This is a genomic window from Amycolatopsis oliviviridis (genome assembly GCF_014654365.1).
Lineage (GTDB): Bacteria > Actinomycetota > Actinomycetes > Mycobacteriales > Pseudonocardiaceae > Amycolatopsis > Amycolatopsis oliviviridis.
This window is the reverse complement of record NZ_BNAY01000002.1, coordinates 853,408-876,360: the sequence shown is the minus strand read 5'-3', so window position 1 is coordinate 876,360 and position 22,953 is coordinate 853,408. Positions and strand designations below refer to the sequence as shown.

Sequence of the window (22,953 nt, the reverse complement as noted above, 5' to 3'; positions counted from 1 at the left end):
GAGAACGTCTCCGTTTTTGTCGCCCGAGGAGGTGCAGATGGTCACGGCCGATCCGGCCCGCCCCATGCGCGCGGACGCGCGGCGCAACTACGAGCGCATCGTGGCTGTGGCCAAGGAGGCGTTCACCGCCGACGGCGTGGACGTGCCCGCCGACGACATCGCCAAACGCGCCGGGGTCGGCGCGGGCACGTTGTACCGGCACTTCCCGACGCGCGACAAACTGATCGAGGCCGTCTACCGCGACGAGATCGACGGGCTGGCGCAGCAGGCCTACGACCTGCTCGAAGAGCTGCCGCCCGGGAAGGCGCTGGAGACGTGGCTGGCCACGCACGTCGTCTACGTGGTCGAGAAGCACGGGCTCGCGATGACGCTGAAGGCGTCCGTCGACGCCGGGTCCGAAGTCTTCGGCTGGTGCCGGGCGCGGCTGCACGCCGCGGCCGACACGATCGTGAAGGCGGCTCAGGACGAGGGCACGATCCGGGCCGACGTCACCGGCCCCGACATCCTGCGGCTCGGGCACGGGCTGGGCTCTGCGGCGAGCAAGGCGTCGGGGGAGGACACGACGCGGCTCCTGACGATCGTGCTGGACGGCCTCCGAGTGTCATGAAAGGGCCGTTCCTGACGAAAAACGTCAGGAACGGCCCTTTCATGACATTTGAGCGCGGCAGTCAGGAACCGATCCCGGTGAGGGACCGCACCTCCATCTCCGCGTGCTTGACCGGATCGGCCTTCGACCGGCCGACGAAGGTGCCCACGAACCCGCACAGGAACGAGAACGGGATCGACACCAGGCCCGGGTTCTTCAGCGGGAACCAGTGGAAGTCGACGCTCTTGATGATCGAGTCCGCGGCCCCGGACATCACCGGCGAGAAGAACACGAGCACCAGGCTCGCGATCAGTCCGCCGTAGATGCCCCACAGCGTGCCGGTGGTGTTGAAGCGTTTCCAGAACAGCGAGTACAGCAGCGTCGAGAGGTTCGCCGACGCCGCGACGGCGAACGCCAGCGCCACCAGGAACGCGATGTTCTGTCCGTTCGCGAGGATGCCGCCCACGATCGCGAGCGCCCCGACGGCGACCGCGGTCAGCCGGGCGACCCGGACCTCCGCGGCCGGTTCCGCCTTGCCGCGTTTGAAGATGTTGGCGTACACGTCGTGCGCGAACGAGGCCGACGCGGTGATCGTCAGCCCGGCGACGACGGCGAGGATGGTCGCGAAGGCCACCGCCGAGACGATGCCGAGCAGCAGGGTGCCGCCGATGTTCAGCGCGAGCAGCGGTGCCGCCGAGTTCTCCCCGCCCGGCGCGTTCTTGATCGCCTCCGGGCCGACCAGCGCGGCCGCGCCGAAGCCGATGACCAGGGTGCAGAGGTAGAAGATCGTCATGCACGCCGTCGCCCACACCACCGAACGCCGCGCCTCGCGCGAGTTCGGCACCGTGTAGAACCGCATCAGCACATGCGGGAGCGCGGCGGCGCCGAGGACCAGCGCGAGCGCCAGCGAGACGAAGTCGAGTTTCGTGACCTCGCTCTTGCCGTACGAGCCGCCCGGCTCCAGCAGCTCGTCGCCGAGCGGGCTGTTGTCGGCGGCGGCCGCGAGCAGGTTCGAGAAGCTGAAGCCGAACTTGCCGAACAGGAACACGGTGATCAGCGCACCGGTCAGCAGCAGGATGGTCGCCTTGATGATCTGCACCCACGTGGTGCCCTTCATCCCGCCGACCAGCACGTAGAGCACCATGACGACACCGACGACGCCGATCACCAGCGCCTGGCCGATGCCGCCGTGGATGTCCAGCAGCAGGGCCACCAGCCCGCCGGCGCCCGCCATCTGCGCGAGCATGTAGAAGAAGGAGATCACCAGGGTCGACGTCGCGGCCGCGGCGCGGACCGGGCGCTGCTTCATCCGGAAGCTCAGCACGTCGCCCATGGTGAACCGGCCGGTGTTGCGCAGCAGTTCGGCGATCAGCAGCAGGTCGACCATCCAGGCGACGAGGAACCCGATCGAGTACAGGAAGCCGTCGTAGCCGTGGATCGCGATCGCCCCGGCGATGCCGAGGAACGAGGCCGCCGAGAGGAAGTCGCCCGAAAGTGCGATGCCGTTCTGTCGCCCGGTGAAGGCGCTACCCGCCGCGTAGTAGTCCGAAGTGGACGAATTGCGCGTACTGGCGCGATACACCACGTACAGGGTGATCGCGACGAACAAGGCGAAAACCGCGATGTTCAGGACCGGGTCGTTGTCGGGGATGCTCATCGCTCACCCGCCTCGACCGAGGCCCGCAACCGTTCGACCTTGGGGTCGAGCCGCTTGTTGGCGAACTTGAGGTAGGCGATCGTGATCAGGATCGTGCTGGCGAACTGGCCGAGCCCGAGCACGATGCCGACGTTGATCTCGCCCCACACCTTCCGGCTCATGAAGTCGTGGGCGTAGGCCGCCAGCAGCACGAACGTCATGTACCAGGTGAAGAACAGCAGGCTCATCGGGAACACGAACCGCCGGAAGGTCTTGCGCAGCGAGACGAACTCCTTGCCGTGCTGGATCCGGTCGAAGTCCGGACCGGTGCTGCGCGGCTGCGGGGGAGCGGGCTGGCGCTCACGGGCGAACAGCGCGGGCATCTGCCCGGTGTCCTCCAGGGCGTTGCTCGCCGCGTAAGGACGCGCGACGTCGGGCATGGGTTCCTCCGGGGCTTGCTTGCATCCGTGGCGCGGTACGGGAGCGCACATACTAACTACGGCTTCACGCGCTCTGAATAGGCGACCCCGCTTCCACGACAGTGGGGGCCGGTATTCGCTTTCGCCTCGGAATAGTGTTCCCGGAATTCGTTTCGGCCGAAATGATCCGGCTTTCTCACTCGTAATAGTGAGGCGGATTGTCACGCGCGGTCGTCGCCCGAACGGCCCACTGCGGCAAACGATGGACCATGACCACGCTCTGTCCCTCATTTCGGTGACAGATCGTAGTTTCGCTTCCCGGCCGCGCCGGGCTCCGATACCGTGCCCGCCATCCCGGACCGGGGAAGATCCCCCGCTTCACCGGGCGTCTCGAAAGAAATCACCGTGTCGGGCGACATCATGCCCACCCGGACGGCAAGGCCACAACATCGGGCACATATTTGGGCTTGACCCACCCGTTGGGGGCACGGAAAGTAGTTCGACCGGGCGACTTGGCTACCGTACGTAGGCTGATCGGGTGAAGAGGGCACCCTGTGTATCGGCGCAACTTGTAACCGGAATTCCCTCGTTTGTGACACGAAGACGGATTTCGGGCCTTGTCCATCGTTCAAGCGCACACTTTTCCCAGGTCAGCACCCGTAAGCCGAACAGAATTGACGGCACCCGCATTGGTGTACGATTCTTTGGCCCGGCTGACCCGCAGTGATCGATTGGCAAAGAAAAGTTGATCTCGACGACCTTGCACTTCGCAGGTTGCGACCTGCACGTGCAGGTGCAAGACCTCCCGAAGCGGACCGGTGTTCCTGGGGACACCTGGATCGCCGGACAGGGCCTCTCTCGTCGTGATGGATCACGTGGTCAGACCGGGGCCGAGTTCCCCGCAGGCAGGTACCTCGCGGGAACGGACGCCTCAGACCGTGCCAGGACGCCGGACAGGGAGTCACCTACGTGACCGTTGCAGGAGAAGGCCAAGTGCCGGTCGGGGAGCTGCTGGGACGCACTCCCCGGCCATCTCGGTGGGCCACCGGCTGGCGTGCGCTCGTGCGCTGGCGGGACTGGAGCCTGCCGGTGAAGCTGTCGGCGGTGACGCTGGTGCCGATCCTCATCGCGCTCGCGCTGGGCATCGCCACCATCGCCGGACAGGTCGGCCGTTCCGACGGCTACCAGCGGCTGGACCGCCTCGTCGCGCTGAGCGGGCAGATCCGCACCCTCGCCGACGGGCTCGGCCGCGAACGCACCCAGTCCGCCGCCGGGCTGACCGCCGGCACCGTCGGCGGGACCCTCGAACTCGGTTCGGCCCGCGCCGACGTCGACACCGCCATCCCGCTGTACACGGCCGCCGCGTCCAGGGCCGTCGAGAACGAGCCTTCGCTCCGCCAGGCGCGGGACGCCGCGGCGGACCAGCTGGACAAGCTGGCCGACATCCGCCAGCGGGCCTCCGCCGGGCAGCTCGACCCGGTCCAGGCGATCGGCGAGTACACCGACATCACCACCGCGCTGCTCGCCGTCGACACCGCGTTGTCCGCCGGTGCCAGTGAAAACGTCCTCGGCGGAACTCCCGCCGCGCTGCACGACCTCGCCGTGATGAAGGAACAGCTGTCGCTGAGCCAGGCGCTGGTCTCCTTCGGCATCGCCCGGTCGAGCCTCGCGCCGAGCGAACTCGACCAGCTGCGCACCGCCGAACTGCGGCTGGCCGACCGTTTCACCGACTTCAAGGCCGCCGCTTCGGAACAGCAGCGCCAGGAGTTCAGCGCCGCCGTCACCGACGACGCGATGGAAAACCGCGACAGGCTCGCGAAAACCGCGCTCGGTGAACAGGGCACCCCCTCCGCGCAGGCCTTCCGCACGATGTCCGCGCAGGGCTGGACCGACGCCTCGGCCGCCGTGATCACCAAGGTCGGCGAGGTCGCGAACAAGTTCGGCGGCGAGACGAGCGCGGTGTCGGCCGAACTGGTCGACGACGCCAGCAGCGGCGCCGGCCTGCTCGCGGTCCTGCTGTTCGGCGCGATGGTGCTCGCCGTCGCCGTCGTCTTCCTCATCACCCGCCAGTTGCTGCGCTCGCTGAAGGTGCTGCGCGCCAGCGCCCTCGACGTCGCCGAGAAACAACTGCCCGACGCCGTCCGCAACATCCAGGAGGGCCGCTCGCAGGGCACCGACGTCCAGCCGGTCCCGGTCGGCAGCGACGACGAGATCGGCGAGGTCGCCAGGGCCTTCGACAAGGTGCACCACCAGGCGCTGCGCCTGGCCACCGAGCAGGCCTCGATGCGCACCGGCTACAGCAACGTGTTCGTCAACCTCTCGCGGCGCAGCCAGAGTCTCGTGCAGCGGCAGCTGCAGCTGATCGAGCGGCTGGAGCGCGACGAAGAGGACGCCGACCAGCTCGCCACGCTGTTCCAGCTCGACCACCTCGCCACCCGCATGCGCCGCAACAACGAGAACCTGATGGTCCTCTCCGGCGCCGAGCCGGGCAGGCGGTCCGGCCAGCCGGTCACCGCCACCGACGTGGTGCGCGCGGCGGTGTCCGAGATCGAGCAGTACCAGCGGGTCACCGTGCAGAACCCGCCGCCGGTGCGGCTGGTCGGATACGCCGCCAACGACCTGATGCGCCTGATCGCCGAACTGCTGGACAACGCGACCGCGTTCTCCGCCCCGGAAACCCAGGTGACCGTCGCGACCCGGCTCGTCGAGGACGGCTCGTTCGGCATCGACATCCTCGACAAGGGCATCGGGATGAACGAGGCCGAGGTCGCCGAGGCCAACGCCCGGCTCACCGAGGCGCCCAACGTCGACCTGACCACCTCGCGCCGGATGGGCCTGTTCGTGGTCGGACGGCTCGCGAGCAGGCACCGGATCGGTGTCTCGCTGCACGGCGGCAAGGACATCGTCGGTGTCCGCGCCACCGTCTCGGTCCCGGCGGACCTCGTGATGATCCCGGCCGGGGGCGACCCCGGCCCCGCCACCGGCCCGATCACCCAGCGCCTCGCGCCGGTGCCGCCGCAGCAGCCGGGCGGCCTGCCCCGCCGCCAGCGCCCCGCGACGAACGGCTCGCGACCGGCGGTGCCGAGTGTCCCGCCGCAGGGTGGCGAGCGGTGGCCGTCGGCCAACGATCTGGCGGGCCACACCAAACCCGGGCTGAACGGGCACAGCCAGACCCAGGAGCCGCGGCCGCCGTCGCAGGTGGAGATCTCGGGAACGGCGCTGTTCAGCCCGATCCCCAGGGACGACACGGCGCAGCCTCCCGCGCAGCCGCCTGCCCCGCAGCCGCGTCAGCCCGAACCGGAGCCCGCCGCCGAGCCCGAGCCGGTCGCCGAGGAGACGGCGAAGCCCGCGTCGGCTCAGTCGGAAGACGAGCTGCCCAGCGGCAAGGAACTGTTCGAGGCCAAGAACTCCACCACGCTGAGCGAGTGGTGGAACCAGGCGACCACGCCGCCTCCGGCCGCCCCGGAGCCGCCCACCGCGTCGGAGACGACGCCGATCTTCGACGAGATGCTCTCGGCGTGGTTCCGTTCGCCCGCGCCCGCTCCGGAAAAGCCCGCGGCCAAACCCGCGGTCAAGAAGGAGAAGCCGGGGAAGAAGGAGCCCGAGGAGACGAAGGCGGCCGAACCCGCCGCCGAAACCGGCTCCGCCGCCGAGCAGGAAGCCCGCAACTGGGACTTCGCCAGTGACAAGGCTTTCCGCACGGTCCAGGAGGTCTCCCAGCACGCCCCGTCGACGTTCACCCAGGCCGGGTTGCCGCGCCGTCGCAAGGGGGAACAGCTGCTGCCGGGCAGCGCGGCCTCGTCGGTCCCGGCCGCCGAGCCCGCCGCCAAGTCGGACCTGCCGGTCCGCGACCCGGCGAACGTGCGCGGCAGGCTGAGCAGCTTCCAGCAGGGGGTCAGGCGAGGCCGGAAGGAAGCGGCGGACAAGGCGGCTCCGGCCGTCACCGCCACTCAGCCGGACACGACCCCGGAGCCCGCTCCGGCGCCCGAGCCCGCGAAGGCAGTGAAGGCTCCGGAGTCTTCGACGTCGTCGGAGACGGCCGCGCGGCCGGCGGCACCGCCCGCCGCGTTGCCGAGCCGGAAAACCGAGAAGAAACCGCAGGCAGCGCCCCCGGAACCGGAACCGGTCTCCGCTGTCGAGGAGACCGATGCCTGGAACTTCGGCTCCGACGAAGGCTGGAAAGCCGCCCAAGCGGTGTCCCAGTCTGTGCCCTCGAGGATGACTTCGGCAGGATTACCCCGGCGCCGTCGCGGGGAGCAACTGCTCCCGGGCAGCGCGGGACCCCCCGCCGGGGCGGTCACCCCCCGACCACAGCGAGACGCGCACGACGTGCGCGGTCGCCTGAGCAGCTTCCAGCAGGGCATCCAGCGCGGACGGCACCACACAGCCCAGGCGACCGAAGCCAACCACGAAACCCTGGAGGGTGAATGACCTCGCCGAACCCGGCCCAGCCCCAGCAGAACCAGTTCGGGTGGCTGGTCAATGACTTCGCCGAGCGGGTACCCGGAGTGGCGCACGCCGTGGTCGTGTCGGCGGACGGCCTCCTGCTCACCGCGTCCAGCAGGCTCCCGCTGGACCGCGCCGACCAGCTGGCCGCGGTCGCGTCCGGCCTGGTGAGCCTGACCCAGGGCGCCGCGCGCTGCTTCGAAGCGGGCGCGGTCAACGAGACCGTCGTCGAGATGGAACTCGGCATCATGGTGCTGATGTCCATCAGCGACGGCTCCTGCCTGGCCATCCTCGCCGCGCCGAACTGCGACATCGGGCAGGTCGCCTACGAGATGACGATGCTCGTCGACCGCGTCGGTCAGATCCTCACGCCGGAACTCCGCGCACAATTGCAGGGCGCCGGTGGGTCGCTGATCGGCGAACCGGTGGGATGATGTCCCGATGAGCACCGGATCCGGATCCTTCGGCGAACCGCCGGGGACGGGTGAACACCAGCCTCCGTACGCGGGGGCTGCCCATGCTGCCGGTTCACGGGACGACGGCACCTTCGCCGACGTCTTGAACGGCTTCACCCTGGATTCGGGCCGTGGTCGTCGGAAGCGCAAGAAGAACAAGCAGTCCGAAGATGCGTCTGTTCCCCAGGCCGGCGGTGCACACGCCGCGGGGGAATCGGCAGTCCCGCAGCCGACCGATCAAGGAGACCGCGTGACCTCACTTGCCTCTCCACCCGACAGCGGCGCAGGTGCCGTCGGGCCGAGACCAGGTGGTCTTTTCGACCCGGGTCCACCCAGTGGCGAGTTCATCATGCCCGCCGTCTTCGAGCAGGCGCCGTCGCCGCTCGAAGAGACGGCTATCGTCCGTCCCTATGCCCTCACCGGCGGCCGGACCAAGGCGAACTACGCTCTCGAGCTGGAGACCCTCATCTCCACCAAGGACCACGTCGCCGCGGGTAGCCTTCCCGCGATGGCCGCGGACCAGATCGAATGCGTTTCGATCATCGAGGAGTGCCGTACCCCGCGTTCGGTCGCCGAGATCGCGGCTACCCTGCGCGTACCACTGGGTGTGGCACGCGTGCTGATCAGCGACGCGGCGGACGCGGGGCTGGTCAGCGTGCACAAGACGATTTCGGGCAATGACGGCGCCGAGGCACATCTGGTGTTGATGGAAAGGGTTTTGAGTGGACTCCGTCGGCTTTAAGGCACCGCGGGACACCGCGCCCCCGACCATGACCTCCGCGAAGATCGTCGTGGCGGGTGGCTTCGGTGCGGGCAAGACGACCTTCGTCGGTTCGGTGTCGGAGATCGTCCCCCTCACCACCGAGGCGATGATGACGGACGCGAGTCGGGGGATCGACAACCTCGACCAGACGCCCAACAAGTCGACCACCACGGTCGCGATGGACTTCGGCCGGGTGTCCCTGGACGCGGACCTGATCCTCTACCTGTTCGGCACGCCCGGGCAGCAGCGGTTCTGGTTCATGTGGGACGACCTCGTCCGCGGCGCGATCGGCGCCGTGGTGCTGGCCGACACGCGACGGCTGGCCGATTCGTTCGCGCCGATCGACTTCTTCGAGGACCGGGGCCTGCCCTACATCGTCGGGGTCAACACCTTCGACGGCATCCTCGAACACGACATCAACGACGTGCGTGAAGCGCTGTCGATCGACCCCAACATCCCGATCGTCCGGTGTGACGCCCGGGAGCGGGAGTCGACCAAGCAGACGCTGATCACGCTGGTCGAGTACGCGATGCGGCAGTGGATCGCGTTGCGCGCGAGCAACTCGAGGTGACCCCGACGGCGGCAGCGTAGGGGCTGCCGCCCCGGTTTCACGCCGTTTCGTAGGTCAGCAGGACCGCGCGCCCGTCGAACGTGCGGGTGCCGGTCAACCGCAGGTTCGCCCGGGCACCGCCCGCGAGCACCTGCTTCCCACCGCCGAGCACCACCGGGTGCACGACGACGTGGAACTCGTCGACCAGGCCATGGCGGGCGCACGCTGTCGCCAGTTCGGTCCCGCCCGTGAGCAGGAGATCCTTGCCCGGCCTCGCCTTGAGTTCGGCCATGCGCCCGGCGAGGTCGTCGTCGATGACCTCGGTGTCCCAATCCGCCTTTTCCAGGGTCCGGGAGAAGACGATCTTCTTCGTCTCCCGCCAGATCGGCGCGAAAGCCAGGACGTGCGGGTGGGTCGAGTGCTTCTCGGCCTCCGGCCAGAACGACGCCATCATCTCCCAGACGCGCCGCCCGTAGACGAAGGTGTCCGAGCGGTCGGCCAGTTCCTTGGAGTGGCCGGACAGTTCGGGGCCCATCTCGGGCCAGTCGAACTCGCCGTTCGGGCCCTCGATGTGGCCGTCGATCGAGGTGTGGACGAAGTAGACGAGCTTGCGCACGGGGTGCTCCCTCTCGGTGTGGCGCCCGCCTTCCGGGCGCCGGACACCGAGGGGTCGGAGCGGCCGCGGGCTTCTCGACATCCCCTCACGCGTTTAGTCCTCTGAATGCGTGAGTGTCAGTACTCGTCGTGCCGCTTCCACCAGTGACCGGGACCGTCGGTTCCCCGGCTCGACTCCTCCCAGGCCTCCTGCCGCCCGAGCGGGGTCAGGTCCAGGTAGCGCAGCGTCCCCACCAGCTGATCTCCGCCGCGAGCGGTGGTGAAGTACGTCCGGAACACGTCGTCGCCCTCGCGCAGGAAGACACTGACACCGAAGCCGCCGTCGATCCCGCAGTCCGGGTTGAAGCCGTCGCTGGTCGAGACCCACGGGACGGTCCAGCCCATCCGCTCCTTGTACCGCTCGATTTCGGGCAAGGACGCCGGCGCGACCACGTACAGCGTGGTGTCGCGGGCGTGCAGGTGGGCGAGGTGGCCCATGTTGTCCACGAGCAGCGAGCAGCCGGGGCAGCCCGCTTTCTGCCCGGGGGCGAGCATGAAGTGGTAGACGATCAGCTGGCGTCGTCCCTCGAACAGGTCCAGCAGGGTGACCCGGCCCTGGGGACCTTCGAACTCGTACGTGCCGTCGAAGCGGACCATCGGCAGCCGTCGCCGTTCGGCGGCGACCGCGTCCGCGGCCCGGGTGAGTTCCTTTTCCTTGGCCAGCAGCGCGTCTCGCGCGATCTGCCAGTCGTCCCGCGAGACGACCTCCGGCAGGGTCATGGTCTCAGTCATCCTTCTCGCCTTTCCGCAGCTCGGCCAGGTGCTGCTCCATGCGGTCGAAACCGCCTTCCCAGAACCGCCGGTAGCGCTCGACCCAGTCGGAGACCTCGCCGAGCGGGGCCGCCTCCAGTCGGCAGGGCCGCCATTGCGCCGTCCGGCTCCGGCTGATCAGGCCCGCGCGTTCGAGGACTTTCAGGTGTTTGGAGACGGCCTGGAGGCTGACCGGAAAGGGCTCGGCCAGCTCGTTGACGCTGGCCTCGCCCGTGGATAGCCGGGCGAGGATCGCCCGCCGGGTGGGGTCCGCCAAGGCGGCGAACGTGGCGCTCAGCTGATCAGTGGTCATCGCTGCTCAATCGATCGGTTGTTTAACTCTAAGGTTGAATATACTGGTGCGAGTTGATCTGTCAAGGACGAGTGAGAGCGCCGTCACGCGAGTGGATGGGTTTAAAACAGTAGGAAGTCCAAGTATTTTGGAGAGATGAGCAGCGACCTGCACCGGCCCGTGAACCCCGTTCGCTTCGTGACGGCGTCGAGCCTCTTCGACGGGCACGACGCGTCCATCAACATCATGCGGCGCATCCTGCAGTCGCAGGGCGCGGAGGTGGTGCACCTCGGGCACAACCGGTCGGTCGACGAAGTCGCCACCGCGGCCATCGCCGAGGACGTCCAGGGTGTGGCCATCAGCGCCTACCAGGGCGGGCATGTCGAGTACTTCAGCTACCTGGTCGAGCTGCTCAACGAGCGCGGCGCGGGGCACATCAAGGTGTTCGGTGGCGGCGGTGGCGTCATCGTCCGGGAGGAGATCGACCTGCTGCACTCGCGGGGTGTCGCCCGGATCTTCTCGCCCGAGGACGGCTACGAGATGGGCCTCCCGGGCATGATCAACATGATGATCAAGGCCTGCGACACGGACCTGACGACGCAGCCGCCGGATTCGGTCGACAAACTGCTGTCGGGTGACATTCCCGCGCTGTCCCGGGTCATCACCCAGCTGCAGCGTGAGGTGCTGCCGCAGGACTGGCTCGACAAGATCACCGAAACCGCCAAATCGCGCACGGTGCCTGTTCTCGGCATCACCGGTACGGGTGGTTCGGGCAAGTCGTCGCTCACCGACGAGCTGATCCGCCGGTTCCGGCTGGACCAGGAGGACAAGCTCCGCATCGCCGTGCTCGCCGTCGACCCGTCACGCCGCAAGGGCGGGGGAGCGCTGCTCGGCGACCGCATCCGGATGAACTGCCTCGACGGCAGCCCGGTCTACTTCCGCTCACTGGCCACACGGACCACCAGCGGCGAGATTCCCACCGGGCTCTCTGAGTCGATCCTCGCCTGCAAGGCGGCGGGCTTCGACCTCGTGATCGTCGAGACGCCGGGTATCGGCCAGGGCGACGCCGGGATCGTCGACTACGTGGACCAGTCGCTGTACGTCATGACGCCGGAGTTCGGCGCCGCGTCGCAGCTGGAGAAGATCGACATGCTCGACTTCGCCGACGCCGTCGCGATCAACAAGTTCGAGCGCCGCGGCGCCGAAGACGCCCGCCGTGACGTCGCGCGCCAGCTCGTCCGCAACCGTGAGGCGTTCAGCTCCTCGCCCGAGGACATGCCGGTCTACGGCACCAGCGCCGCGAAGTTCAACGACGACGGCGTCACCGCGCTCTACCAGCACCTGCGCGACACCCTCGCCGAGCGCGGATTGACCGTTTCGGCAGGCGTGCTCCCGAAGGTCGAGGGCAAGGTGTCGACCGACGCCAGCACGATCATCCCGGCCAACCGGACGCGCTATCTCGCGGAGATCTCCGAGACCGTCCGCGGTTACCACGCCAAGACCGAGCAGCAGGTCGCCGCGCTCCGCAAGCGCGAACACCTCGCCGTTGCCAAGGAGGCGCTGGCCGCCGTCGACGCGAGCACCGACGCGCTCGACGGGCTCCTCGCCGCCGCCGAGTCCGATGTGGACGGTGAGTCGACAAATCTCCTGGCCCGTTTCCAGGAACTCGCCGAGTCCTACCGGGCCGACGAGCTGGTCGTGAAGATCCGCGACAAGGAACTGCACACCCAGCTCTGGCGCGACACGCTGTCCGGCAACCGGATCCCGCGGGTGGCGCTGCCGCGCTACACCGAGTCCGGCGAGCTGCTGTCCTTCCTGCGCCGCGAGCACCTGCCCGGATACTTCCCTTACACCGCGGGCGTTTTCCCGTTCAAGCGCGAGGGCGAGGACCCGGCGCGCATGTTCGCCGGCGAGGGTGACCCCTTCCGGACCAACAAGCGGTTCAAGCTCCTGTCGGCCGACTCCGCGGCGAAGCGCCTCTCGACCGCGTTCGACTCCGTGACCCTCTACGGGCACGACCCGCACACCCGCCCCGACATCTACGGCAAGGTCGGCACCTCCGGCGTCTCCATCGCGACGCTGGAGGACATGGAGGTGCTCTACGACGGCTTCGACCTGACGTCGCCGAGCACCTCGGTGTCGATGACGATCAACGGCCCCGCGCCGACGATCCTCGCGTTCTTCCTCAACACCGCGATCGACCAGCGCGTCGAGGCGTTCAAGGCCGAGCACGGCCGCGAGCCGTCCGAAGCCGAGGCCGCCGAGCTGCGCGAGTGGGCGCTCCGCAACGTCCGCGGCACCGTGCAGGCGGACATCCTCAAGGAGGACCAGGGGCAGAACACCTGCATCTTCTCCACCGAGTTCAGCCTGCGGATGATGGCCGACATCCAGGAATGGTTCATCGACCACGGCGTCCGGAACTTCTACTCGGTGTCGATCTCCGGCTATCACATCGCCGAGGCCGGGGCGAACCCGATCTCGCAGCTGGCCTTCACCCTGTCGAACGGGTTCACCTACGTCGAGAGCTACCTCGCGCGCGGGATGAACATCGACGACTTCGCGCCGAACCTGTCGTTCTTCTTCTCCAACGGCATGGACGCCGAGTACTCGGTGCTGGGCCGGGTCGCGCGCCGGATCTGGGCGGTCGCGATGCGGGAGCGCTACGGCGCCAACGACCGCTCGCAGAAGCTCAAGTACCACGTGCAGACCTCCGGCCGTTCGCTGCACGCGCAGGAGATGAGCTTCAACGACATCCGCACCACACTGCAGGCGCTGTGCGCGCTGTACGACAACGCGAACTCCTTGCACACCAACGCTTTCGACGAGGCGATCACGACGCCGTCGGAGAGCTCGGTGCGCCGGGCGATGGCCATCCAGATGATCATCAACAAGGAATGGGGCCTGTCGAAGAACGAGAACCCGCTGCAGGGTTCGTTCATCATCGACGAGCTGACCGACCTGGTCGAAGAGGCCGTCCTGCTGGAGTTCGACCGGATCTCCGAACGCGGCGGCGTCCTGGGCGCGATGGAGACCGGCTACCAGCGAGGCAAGATCCAGGACGAGTCGATCCTGTACGAACGCCAGAAGCACGACGGCACGCTGCCGATCATCGGTGTCAACACCTTCCGCAACCCGCACGGCGGCGAGAACGACGTCGAGGTCGAACTCGCGCGGGCGACCGAGGACGAGAAGGTGTCGCAGCTGAACCGGCTGGAGGACTTCCAGCACCGGCACCACGCCGAGGCGCAGGTCGCGCTCAAGACGCTGCGCGAGGCGGCGACCCGCGGCGGCAACCTGTTCGGCGTGCTGATGGACGCGGCGCGCGTGTGCTCGCTCGGCCAGATCACCGAGGCGTTCTTCGAGGTGGGTGGGCAGTACCGCCGCAACGTGTAGCGACCGGGAATATGGCGAGGCGTGTCCGGGTAGTTACCGAACATGGAGATCGGAATCGCCACCTTCATCACCGATGAAGGCATCAGGCCGGACGTCCTCGGCGCAGCCATCGAAGAGCGCGGGTTCAGCTCACTGCACATCGCGGAGCATTCGCACATCCCGGTCAGCCGGGAATCGCCGTACCCGGGCGGTGGCGACCTGCCGCGCGTGTACTACCGGACGCTGGACCCGTTCGTCGCGCTGACCGCGGCGGCCGGGGCCACGTCGAACCTGAAACTGGGCACGGGCGTCGCGTTGCTGCAGCAGCGCGACGTCATCCACACGGCGAAGGAAGTCGCTTCGCTGGACCTGGTCTCCCGTGGCCGGTTCGTCTTCGGCGTCGGCGTCGGATGGAACCGGGAGGAAATGCGCAATCACGGCACGGATCCACGCACCCGGGGCGCGCTCGTCGACGAGCAGCTCGCCGCGCTGAAGGAGATCTGGACCAAGGACGAGGCCGAGTTCCACGGCGAGCTCGTCGACTTCGACCCGATCTTCGCCTGGCCCAAGCCGGTGCAGAAGCCGCATCCGCCGATCTACATCGGCGGTGCGGGGGAGAAGGCGATGCAGCGGATCGCCAAGTACGGCGACGGCTGGCTGCCGCACGCCCACACCCCGCCGGAAGAGCTTCGCCGGGCGCGCCAGTGGCTGGCCGACCAGGGCCGGAGCGACATCAAGTTCTCGGCTTTCGGTGCCACGCCTGAAGAGGACGCGCTCGGCAAGCTGGCCGACGGCGGCGTCGACGAGGCCACGCTCTTCCTGCCGACCGAGCCCGAAGCGGCGACACTGGAACGACTCGACCAGTTCGCGAAGGTCGCCGAGAGCTTTCGAAAGGGGCAGCAGGCGTGACTGAGGTGCAAATCGGCTTGGCCGCGGCGCTGGAGCAGTTCTCGCCGCGCGAGTCGATCCGGCTGGCCGCGCTGGCCGAACAACACGGGTTCTCCGGCCAGATGGCCGCCGACCACTTCCAGCCGTGGGTCCCTCAACAGGGTGAAGCTTCCTTCGTGTGGAGCGTGCTCGCCTCGTTGGCGGAGAACACCACCGGCGACCTCGGACCGGGCGTGACCTGCCCGTCGTTCCGGCTGCATCCGTCGATGGTCGCGCAGGCCGCGGCGACCCTGGAGGCGACGTATCCCGGCCGGACCTGGCTCGGCATCGGCTCCGGCGAGGCGCTCAACGAGCACATCATCGGCGGCTACTGGCCCGAAGCGCCCGAGCGGGTCCGGCGGATGTTCGAGGCACTCGAGGTCATCCGGAAGCTGTTCACCGGCAAGGACGTCAAGCACAGCGGCGAGTTCTTCAAGCTGCACACCACGCGGCTGTGGACGCTGCCGGACGAACCGCCGCCGATCTACATCGCTTCGGCGGGCCCGTACACCTCGCGCAAGACCGGTGAGCTCGCGGACGGGCTGATCACGCCCGGCGCGTCGATCGAGAAGCTGGCGGGGATCCTCGACAACTTCGGCACCGGCGCGCGCAAGGCGGGCAAGGATCCGGACTCGATGCCGAAGCTGCTGCAGGTGCACCTGTCGTGGGCCGAGGACGACGAGACGGCGTGGGCCAACGCGATGGACCAGTGGCCCAACGGCGGCATGAAGTTCCCGAAGGCCGACATCCGCTCGCCGTTCGACTTCGCGCAGATGGCGAAACTGGTGCGGCGCGAGGACTTCGAGGGCCGCATGGTCGTCTCGTCCGACCCGGACGTGCACCGCGCGGCGCTGCAGAAGTACGTCGACGCCGGCTTCAACCGGATCTACATCCACAACGTGGGCCGGAACCAGGACGAGTTCATCGAGACCTTCGGCCGGGACGTGCTGCCGAAGCTGACCGCGTAACGCGCGCCAGCGCTGCAATGAAGGGGCCTTTCATAGCAAAATTTGCTATGAAAGGCCCCTTCATTGCACGAGCGCAGGGACTTCAGGCGTTCTTGTCCAGCAGCAGGTGCACCGAGAGTTCCAGCCGGTTCGCGACGTCGGCCGCCGAAGCGCGCCGCGTCACCCACGCGACCAGGTTCGCCATCCAGACGTCCGCGATGACGTGGAAGATGTCGCGGTCGGCCTCGGTCGGGTCCTCGATGCCCATGGCCTTGGCGAACATGTTCTCCATCAGCCGCCCGACCTGCTCGACCTCGGCGGCCGCGGTGGTGTCGGCGAACATGAACGCGCGGACCATGGCCTCGGTGAGATGCGGGTCCCGCTGCATCATCCGGGTGTTGCGGCCGAGGACGAACATGAGCCGCTCGCTCGGGGTCTCGCCGGGGATGGCCGCGCGGTCGAGTTTCTCCTGCGCGCGTTCGAATTCCCTGGCCAGTCCGGAGACCAGCAGGTGGATCTTCGAGGGGAAGTAGCGGTACAGCGTGCCGAGCGCGACGTCCGCCTTCTCGGCGACCGCCCGCATCTGGACCGCGTCGTACCCGCCCTTCGCGGCGAGGGTGAGGGTCGCGTCGATGATGCGGCGCCGCCGGTCGCGTTGTGCCGCGGAGCCGAGTTCCTCGCCGCCCAGCGCGGAGAGACCGTTGCCGCTTCGTGCCTTCGCGCTCGTGGGTGCCTTGGCCTTCCCTGGCATCGCCACGTCCCCCTTCATCGAACGATCTTCGTAACTTGTTCCACTTTCCTCGCGTAGCGTACCCAAGCGGACGAACTGTTCAAGACGTGACCCACTGGGCAAGAAACTGTAACACGTTCTACACTCGCGGGTAGGTCACCGCGAGGAGGTCCATCCGTGTCGATCGCGCTCACCGAGGAACAGGCGGCGCTGGCCGCGTCGATCAGGGCCTGGGCGGCGTCCGCCCGCCCGGTCGACGCCGTCCGGAGTGGCCGGATCGCCGAGCCGCCGCCAGGACTGGCGGAACTCGGCTTGTTCGGCGTGGCGATTCCCGAAGACGTCGGCGGCGCGGGAGGCACACTCGCCGATCTGGCCGCCGGGCTCGCCGAAGCGGCCGAAGCGCTCGTGCCCGGTCCTGTCCTCGGGACGGCGTTGGGCGGCGCGTTGCTCGCGACGGTTCCCCAAGCGGCCAAAGAGATCCTGCCCGGTCTCGCGGACGGGACCGAACGGCTGGCGGTGGTGCTCGGCCGGGGCTTCCGCATCGCGGATTCGGTCGTCGACGGCGAGTCGGGACCGGCTCTCGACGTTCACCCGTCGGCGTGGTCGCTGGTCTCCGACGGTGACGTCTCCGCGCTCATTCCACCTGGGACGTCCGGAGTGGACATCGAGCCGGGCGACCCCTTCGACGTCTCCCGGCCGGTCGGCCGCGTCCGCTGTACGAAGGTGCGGCCCGAGGCGGTTTTCGACGACCTGCCGGTGGAAACCTACGCCGCCACGCTCGGCGCGGCCGAAGCCGCGGGGATCGCGCGATGGTGTCTTCGGACCGCCGTCGAGTACGCCAAGGTGCGAGAGCAGTTCGGTCGTCCCATCGGGTCGTTCCAGGCGATCAAGCATCTGTGCGCGGAAATGCTCTGCCGGGCCGAGGCCACCGACGCGCTCGCGTGGGACGCGGCGAGGGCTGCCGACGATCCCGCGCAGCACGACCTCGCGGCGGCGACCGCGGCTGCCTACGCCCTCGACGCGGCCGTGGCCAACGCGAAGGACTGCATTCAGGTCCTCGGCGGCATCGGCTTCACCTGGGAGCACGACGCGCACTTCTATCTGCGCCGCGCCGTGGCCCTGCGGCACTGGCTCGGCGGGGCCGCCCGCTGGCGCCGCCGCGCCGCCGAACTCGCGCTGCGCGGTGACCGCCGGACGTTGCGCGTCGAGGTCGGCGAAGACGCCGGACTCCGTGACCTGGTCGGCGAAATCGCCGCCCTGCCCGAAGCGGGACGGCGTGTCGCGCTGGCCGATTCGGGGCTGCTGGCCCCGCACTGGCCCGCGCCGTACGGCCGGGGCGCCACGGCGGCCGAGCAACTGCGGATCGACGCCGCGCTCTCCGAAGCCGGCGTCCGGCGCCCGGATCTGGTCATCGGCGCCTGGGCGGTGCCGACACTGCTGGAACACGGCTCCGAGGCCCAGCGCGAACGATTCGCCGCGCCCACGCTGCGCGGCGAGATCACCTGGTGCCAGCTGTTCAGCGAGCCCGAGGCGGGCTCCGATCTCGCGTCGCTCCGCACGACGGCCCGGCGTGCCGACGGCGGGTGGCTGCTGAACGGCCAGAAGGTGTGGACCTCGCTCGCGCGCGAAGCCGATTGGGCGATCTGCCTGGCGCGCACCGACCCGGACGTCCCGAAACACAAGGGGATCACCTACTTCCTCGTCGACATGACCGCCGACGGGATCAGCACGCGTCCCCTGCGAGAGATCACCGGTGACGCCGTCTTCAACGAGGTGTTCCTCGACGACGTCTTCGTCCCGGACGACATGGTCGTCGGGGAGGTCGACGGCGGCTGGCGACTCGCGCGGACCACGCTGGCGAACGAGCGCGTGGCCCTCGGCAGCGGGTCCGCGGTGGGGGAGGGTGTCGAGAACCTGCTCGCCACCCTGGGCGACGAGGCGGACCTGGAGAAACTCGGTGAGCTGATCGCCGACGGGAGCGCGTGCTCGGTCCTGGACCTGCGGGCGACGCTGCGGCGGCTCGACGGCCAGGACCCGGGCGCCGAGTCGAGCGTGCGCAAGCTGCTGGGCGTCCGGCACCGGCAGGCGGTGGCGGAATTCGCGCTGGAGGCGCTCGGTGAGGACGCTCTCGTGGCCGGGGATCCCGCGCAGCACGAGTTCCTGCTGACGCGGTGCCTCAGTATCGCCGGCGGCACTACGCAGGTGCTGCTCTCGCTGACCGCGGAGCGGTTGCTGGGGCTTCCACGCTCCTGACGGCCGTGTCGCGAAAGTCCCTGTCACGGCCGTTTCGAGTGTCATGAAAGGGCCGTTCAAGACGTTTTATGTCCTGAACGGCCCTTTCACGACACCGCCGCCCGACGGCTGTCGGTCCCGTGCTCTAGCGTGCGGGTCGTGGAGTTCGGCACAGGAACCCAAGCCACCTTCGTCCCCTCGGATCCCCCGCGGGACGGCGTGCTGGCGCTCTGGGGAGACGGCGTAGCGGGTGACACCGCGATCGAACTCGTGCTGCCGGTGGGGAAGGTCTTCCGGCGCACGAAGGTCGACGCGGCGCTCGTCCCGTTGTCACGCGTGATTCCCCGGCTGCTGACCGCGGACGGCGACCTGAGCCCGGCCATCGCCGCGTGGTCGGCCGTCGCCGAGGCCGGGGTGAACCTCATCGCCCGTGGCAGGCTGCTGCCCGCCGCCTCACCCGGCGGGGTGGATTCGTGGCGGGTCGGCCCGCTCGACGTCACCGACGAGGAGATGTTGCGCGGTCTCGCCGCCGCGTTGCCGCCCGAGGCGCACGCGCTGCCGTTGTCCGGGCTGAAACGGATCAGGCTGCACTCGCCGGAGTCGTTGATCCGCGCGTTCTGGGACGCGACGGCGGACGTGCTGGTCCGTACGCCCGCCGCGAGCGTCGCGGCGGGCGGTCCGGCGTTCGCCGCGGCTGAGCCAACGCTGGTCGGGCCGGACGGTGCCGCGTGGCTCGCGGAACTGAGCTCCCGGCAGGCGCAGGGCGCGCATCTCGTGCTGCGCATGGAAGTGCATGAGCCCGAGGTTCCTGAAGACGAGCCGACGTTCTCCGCCGTCGTCGCCGTGCGGAGCGCCGCGGATCCGAGCCTGATCGTCGAGGCGGCGACGCTGTGGGACGCACCCGAAGCCGTCCTGGAGCGGATGGGCGAGCAGGTCGAGACCCAGATGCTGCTCGGTCTGCGCCGGGGCGCCAGGGCGTGGGCGCCGCTGGGGCGCATCCTCCGGTCGGCCGCGCCGACCGAGCTGGCGCTGGAGTACGACGAGGTCGTCGACCTGCTGACCCACGGGGACGCGGCGCTCGGCGGCGCCGGTATCGAGGTGCAGTGGCCGAAGGATCTCTTCTCGGGCGAGCTCAAGGCCAAGGCGAGCGCGACGCAGGCCCCGGGCAGTGTCACCGGGCCCGAGTTCACGCTCAAGAGCCTGTTGCAGTTCCGCTGGCGGCTGAGCCTCGGGGACGAGGAGCTCACCGACGCCGAGGTCACCGCGCTCGCGGAGGCCAAACGGCCGCTGGTCCGGCTGCGCGGCAAATGGGTCAAGGTCGACGCACGCTTGATCGCCAAGGTGCGCGCTCATCGCACGAAGAAGCTCTCCGGTGCCGAGGCGCTGGCCGCGGCGCTCACCGGCGAACTGGAACTGGACGGCGAGAAGGTCGAGTTCACCGTCCCGTCGGCGATGACGGGGCTGCTCCAGCGCATCCGGGAAAGCGCCGGGGAACCGATCGAGCAGCCCGCGGAACTGAAGGCCACCCTGCGGCCGTATCAGAAGGCGGGTCTCGCCTGGCTGGCGACGATGACCGGCCTCGGTCTCGGCGCCTGCCTCGCCGACGACATGGGGCTGGGCAAGACGATCCAGCTCATCTCCCTGCATCTGCACCGCCGCCCGCGCAGGGAGGGCCCCACGCTCGTCCTGTGCCCGACGTCGTTGCTGGGCAACTGGGAACGTGAGTTCGCCCGGTTCGCGCCGGACATCCCGGTGCGCCGGTTCCACGGCGGCGGACGGCATCTCGACGAGGTCGCGCCGGACGAGGTCGTGCTCGCCACGTACGGTGTCCTCCGCCGGGATCGCGAAGCACTGTCCGAAGTGGACTGGGGGATGATCGCCGCCGACGAGGCCCAGCATGTCAAGAACCCGCTTTCGGTCACCGCCAAGGAACTGCGGAAGATCCCGGCCGCCGCGAAGGTCGCCTTGACCGGGACGCCGATGGAGAACCGGCTCACCGAGCTGTGGTCCATAGTGGACTGGACGACGCCGGGCCTGCTCGGCTCCCTCGACGGGTTCCGCCGCAAGGTCGCCCGCCCGATCGAACGCAACCGGGACGTCGCGGTCACCGAGCGGCTGGCCACGACCGTGCGGCCGTTCCTGTTGCGCCGCAAGAAGACCGACCCGGACATCGCCCCCGAACTCCCGCGCAAGACCGAGACCGACCGGTTCGTCCCGCTCACCGCCGAGCAGACCACGCTGTACGAGGCCGTGGTCCGGGAGAACCTCGCGATGATCCGCGAGCTGGACGGGGCGGCCCGGCGCGGGCAGGTGCTCAAACTGCTCACCGAGCTCAAGCAGATCTGCAACCATCCGGCGCAGTACCTCAAGGAACCCGGGGTGCTGCACGGCCGGTCCGGCAAGCTCGCCGCGTTCGAAGAACTGCTCGACGTCATCCTCGACGAGGGCGACAGCGTGCTCGTGTTCAGCCAGTACGTCCAGCTGTGCCGCCTGCTGGAGAAACGCCTCGCCGAACGAGGGCTGCCGACGATGCTGCTGTCCGGGTCGAGCACGCCCAAGGACCGCGAAGACATGGTCGCCCGGTTCCAGGCCGGTGAGGTGCCGGTGTTCCTGCTCTCGCTGAAGGCGGGCGGCGTCGGGCTCAACCTGACCAAGGCCACCCACGTGATCCACTACGACCGCTGGTGGAACCCGGCCGTCGAGGACCAGGCCACCGACCGCGCGTACCGGATCGGGCAGGACAGGCCGGTCCAGGTGCACCGGCTGATCGCCGAGGGCACCCTGGAAGAGCGCATCGCCACGATGCTGGAGACCAAACGCGGGCTGGCCGACGCGGTCATCGGTGCGGGCGAGAACTGGATCACCGAACTGTCCGACGACGAACTCGCCGACCTCGTCCGGCTCGGGGAGACCTGATGCCCGGCGTGACCGGCCGGAAACGGCGCACCTTCGGCAACACGTGGTGGGGCGCGGCGTGGGTCGAGGCGCTGGAGGAGCGAGCCAAGCTCGACCCGAACCGGTTGCCGCGAGGCCGGACGTACGCGCGCAAAGGCACGGTCAGCAAGCTCGCGGTCGGCGCGGGCGAGGTGACGGCCTGGGTGCAGGGCAGCCGCGCGGTGCCGTACCGGGTGACCATCCACATGAAGGCGTTCACCGACGAGCAATGGGAGAGCCTGCTCGGCATGGCCGGTACCCGGCTCGGGCACGTCGCCGCCCTGCTCGACGGCGAACTGCCCGGCGAGCTGGCCGAGGACGCGCGGGCCGCCGGCGCGGACCTGCTTCCCGGCCCCGGCGATCTCCGGCCGAAGTGTTCCTGTCCCGACAGCGCGAATCCGTGCAAGCACGTCGCCGCGGTGTACTACCTGGTCGCGGACGAGGTCGACGCCGATCCGTTCGTGCTGTTCCTGCTGCGCGGCAGGCCGAGGGAGGCCGTGCTCGCGGAACTGCGGGCCCGCCGGGCTCCCGCGAGCCGGCCGGGCAAGCGGGTGCGCGCCCCCGCGGCGCCCGGTGTGGACCCGAAACGCGCCTACACCCGGCGGATCGCCGCGTTGCCGCCGCGGCTGGCCGTCCCGGGCACGGTCGGACCACCGGCGGTCCTCGACATCGACCCGCCGCACCGCACCGGCTGGAGCAGCGACACGTTCGCGGAACTGGCTGCCGACGCCGCCGCGAGGGCCTGGGAGCTGCTGGTCATGGGGCCCGAGCGCGAGACGGACCTGTCGTTCGAGGAAGACCTCGCGCGCCGGGCGGCGGCGGGCGATCCCGGCGAGGTCGCCGGACTCGCCGAGGCGGCCGGGGTCGCGGCGCGGGAGCTCGCCGTCTGGGCACAGGCCTGGCGTGAGGCGGGCCGGGGCGGGATGGCGGCCGTCCGGGAGGTCTGGCGGCCGGCGCAGGCGCCGCTCGCACAGGCCAAGGCGGACTTCGCCGAGTCGGGGCTGCCGGGAACGCCGAAGACCTGGCGGAACCGGATCACCCAGGGCGACCTGCAACTGCGCTACGGCCGTGACGAACGCTGGTACCGCTTCGTGCGCGAGGGCGAGGGCTGGCGGGTCGACGGCCCGGCGTCCGCGCGGCCGACAGACGTGCTCTACCCACCCTGACACCGGCGGCTCGGCCGAGGTGAAGGCGTGACTCGCGTGCTTGAAGGCGTGACTCGCGTGATCAGAGCCGTAACTCGGGTGTGCGGCCTCCGAT

At 69.3% G+C, this 22,953-nt stretch carries 17 protein-coding genes; 11 read left to right on the top strand and 6 right to left on the bottom strand.

The window, feature by feature from the left end; genetic code table 11:
* The first annotated feature begins 37 nt into the window (after positions 1-37).
* Positions 38-607: a TetR/AcrR family transcriptional regulator gene (locus tag IE302_RS11230; protein ID WP_191254406.1), complete on the top strand. Its 570-nt coding sequence runs from the start codon at positions 38-40 to the stop codon at positions 605-607.
* A gap of 61 nt (positions 608-668) precedes the next feature.
* Here IE302_RS11230 and IE302_RS11225 read toward each other — a convergent pair whose 3' ends face one another.
* Positions 669-2,243 (bottom strand): monocarboxylic acid transporter, encoded by a 1,575-nt coding sequence (locus IE302_RS11225; RefSeq protein ID WP_191254405.1) that lies wholly within the window; start codon positions 2,241-2,243, stop codon positions 669-671.
* On the bottom strand, positions 2,240-2,662 hold the full coding sequence (locus tag IE302_RS11220; protein ID WP_191254404.1) for a DUF485 domain-containing protein: 423 nt from the start codon (positions 2,660-2,662) through the stop codon (positions 2,240-2,242). The genes IE302_RS11225 and IE302_RS11220 overlap by 4 nt, the downstream gene beginning before the upstream one ends.
* Positions 2,663-3,634: 972 nt before the next feature.
* Here IE302_RS11220 and IE302_RS11215 point away from each other — a divergent pair.
* The 4 genes from IE302_RS11215 to IE302_RS11200 are packed head-to-tail and all read left to right on the top strand — an operon-like array spanning position 3,635 to position 8,876.
* Entirely contained in the window at positions 3,635-7,072 is a 3,438-nt protein-coding gene (locus tag IE302_RS11215; protein ID WP_191254760.1) for a sensor histidine kinase, read from the top strand.
* A complete protein-coding gene (locus IE302_RS11210) occupies positions 7,069-7,521 on the top strand; it encodes a roadblock/LC7 domain-containing protein (RefSeq protein ID WP_005166055.1) in 453 nt (150 codons plus the stop codon). Before IE302_RS11215 ends, IE302_RS11210 begins: the two co-directional genes overlap by 4 nt.
* A 7-nt stretch (positions 7,522-7,528) precedes the next feature.
* Positions 7,529-8,284, top strand: coding sequence for a DUF742 domain-containing protein (locus tag IE302_RS11205; protein ID WP_191254403.1), 756 nt, complete (start codon positions 7,529-7,531; stop codon positions 8,282-8,284).
* Between the two features lie 28 nt (positions 8,285-8,312).
* Positions 8,313-8,876 carry a GTP-binding protein gene (locus IE302_RS11200; protein WP_020637517.1) on the top strand — a complete coding sequence of 188 codons (564 nt, stop codon included), beginning with the start codon at positions 8,313-8,315 and terminating at the stop codon, positions 8,874-8,876.
* A 37-nt stretch (positions 8,877-8,913) separates the two neighbouring features.
* On the opposite strand, the gene IE302_RS11195 is transcribed toward IE302_RS11200, so the two are convergent.
* From IE302_RS11195 to IE302_RS11185, 3 genes are all read right to left on the bottom strand, one after another.
* Positions 8,914-9,471 carry a dihydrofolate reductase family protein gene (locus IE302_RS11195; RefSeq protein ID WP_191254402.1) on the bottom strand — a complete coding sequence of 186 codons (558 nt, stop codon included), beginning with the start codon at positions 9,469-9,471 and terminating at the stop codon, positions 8,914-8,916.
* A gap of 116 nt (positions 9,472-9,587) precedes the next feature.
* Complete coding sequence (locus IE302_RS11190; protein WP_191254401.1) at positions 9,588-10,241, bottom strand: DUF899 domain-containing protein; 654 nt, start codon at positions 10,239-10,241, stop codon at positions 9,588-9,590.
* Positions 10,234-10,572 (bottom strand): ArsR/SmtB family transcription factor, encoded by a 339-nt coding sequence (locus tag IE302_RS11185; RefSeq protein ID WP_191254400.1) that lies wholly within the window; start codon positions 10,570-10,572, stop codon positions 10,234-10,236. The genes IE302_RS11190 and IE302_RS11185 overlap by 8 nt, the downstream gene beginning before the upstream one ends.
* Positions 10,573-10,707: 135 nt before the next feature.
* On the opposite strand from IE302_RS11185, the gene icmF reads away from it, so the two are divergent.
* The 3 genes from icmF to IE302_RS11170 are packed head-to-tail and all read left to right on the top strand — an operon-like array spanning position 10,708 to position 15,818.
* Positions 10,708-13,944, top strand: coding sequence for a fused isobutyryl-CoA mutase/GTPase IcmF (gene icmF / locus IE302_RS11180; RefSeq protein WP_191254399.1), 3,237 nt, complete (start codon positions 10,708-10,710; stop codon positions 13,942-13,944).
* Positions 13,945-13,986: 42 nt separating this feature from the next.
* Complete coding sequence (locus IE302_RS11175; protein WP_191254398.1) at positions 13,987-14,832, top strand: LLM class F420-dependent oxidoreductase; 846 nt, start codon at positions 13,987-13,989, stop codon at positions 14,830-14,832.
* A complete protein-coding gene (locus tag IE302_RS11170; RefSeq protein ID WP_191254397.1) occupies positions 14,829-15,818 on the top strand; it encodes a TIGR03557 family F420-dependent LLM class oxidoreductase in 990 nt (329 codons plus the stop codon). The genes IE302_RS11175 and IE302_RS11170 overlap by 4 nt, the downstream gene beginning before the upstream one ends.
* Positions 15,819-15,900: 82 nt before the next feature.
* On the opposite strand, the gene kstR is transcribed toward IE302_RS11170, so the two are convergent.
* Complete coding sequence (gene kstR, locus IE302_RS11165; RefSeq protein WP_093932706.1) at positions 15,901-16,548, bottom strand: cholesterol catabolism transcriptional regulator KstR; 648 nt, start codon at positions 16,546-16,548, stop codon at positions 15,901-15,903.
* Between the two features lie 156 nt (positions 16,549-16,704).
* Here kstR and IE302_RS11160 point away from each other — a divergent pair, with 156 nt between their 5' ends.
* The 3 genes from IE302_RS11160 to IE302_RS11150 all read left to right on the top strand — a co-directional run bounded on the left by IE302_RS11160 (position 16,705) and on the right by IE302_RS11150 (position 22,859).
* Positions 16,705-18,780, top strand: a complete 2,076-nt coding sequence (locus tag IE302_RS11160) for an acyl-CoA dehydrogenase family protein (RefSeq protein ID WP_191254396.1) — start codon at positions 16,705-16,707, stop codon at positions 18,778-18,780.
* Positions 18,781-18,909: 129 nt separating this feature from the next.
* On the top strand, positions 18,910-21,675 hold the full coding sequence (locus tag IE302_RS11155) for an SCO1167/SCO6262 family helicase (RefSeq protein WP_191254395.1): 2,766 nt from the start codon (positions 18,910-18,912) through the stop codon (positions 21,673-21,675).
* Entirely contained in the window at positions 21,675-22,859 is a 1,185-nt protein-coding gene (locus IE302_RS11150) for an SWIM zinc finger family protein (protein ID WP_191254394.1), read from the top strand. The genes IE302_RS11155 and IE302_RS11150 overlap by 1 nt, the downstream gene beginning before the upstream one ends.
* The last annotated feature ends 94 nt before the right edge of the window (positions 22,860-22,953 follow it).